This window comes from Paraburkholderia phymatum (assembly GCF_038900715.1).
GTDB classification, from domain to species: Bacteria; Pseudomonadota; Gammaproteobacteria; order Burkholderiales; family Burkholderiaceae; genus Paraburkholderia; species Paraburkholderia phymatum_A.
Map to the genome: position 1 here is coordinate 1 of NZ_JAYMRZ010000091.1, position 530 is coordinate 530.

Annotated in this window: 1 protein-coding gene; it reads left to right on the forward strand. The window is 53.0% G+C overall.

Annotation, left to right across the window (positions count from 1 at the left end; genetic code table 11):
• Positions 1-142: 142 nt before the first annotated feature.
• On the forward strand, positions 143-406 hold the full coding sequence (locus VSR68_RS42545; RefSeq protein WP_342945383.1) for a hypothetical protein: 264 nt from the start codon (positions 143-145) through the stop codon (positions 404-406).
• Positions 407-530 lie beyond the last annotated feature (124 nt).

Consider the following 530-nt stretch of genomic DNA (forward strand, 5'->3'; position numbering starts at 1 on the left):
TGATCCTCAGGAAGCTGAAGCTTTTTTACGCCCTCGTCCTCATCGCCTTGCTAAACCATATCGTCGCCGCCGTGCCAACAGCATGAGTTGAGTGGCCGACTAAGCGAATTGTTCAGGGCCGACTAATCAGTGGATCTCTGCGATGAAGGCAAAGTACGCAATTCACGAATTCGTTACCTTTGTCGGTGGCGCATCCGCAACCGAAAAGACTCCGAAGGCACTCGCGACCGCCCGAGCAGTTACGGTGGCGAAAAATGCCTTAGATGATGGATTAATCGATGCGCCCATGCAGATAAAGGCGCAGGTATATCCGACGGATGACACGATCGGTAATAGTAATGATGCCCGGGAGGTCACGGTTCAGCTAAATCCCGGGTGCCCTAATCATTGCTGTACGGTTGATTAGTCGGCCCTGAATAAAGCGTTTTGTCTGTCGTCGGCGTCAGACGACGGGCGTTGTCTGAACGACAGGAGCGAACAACGCGAGAAGAACGAGGGTGCAAAAAAGCCGCAGCTTCCTGAGGATCATC

Coding starts and splice junctions, on each gene's coding strand:
- VSR68_RS42545 (WP_342945383.1), top strand. CDS start 143: ATGAAGGCAAAGTACGCAATTCACGAATTCGTTACCTTTGTCGGTGGC.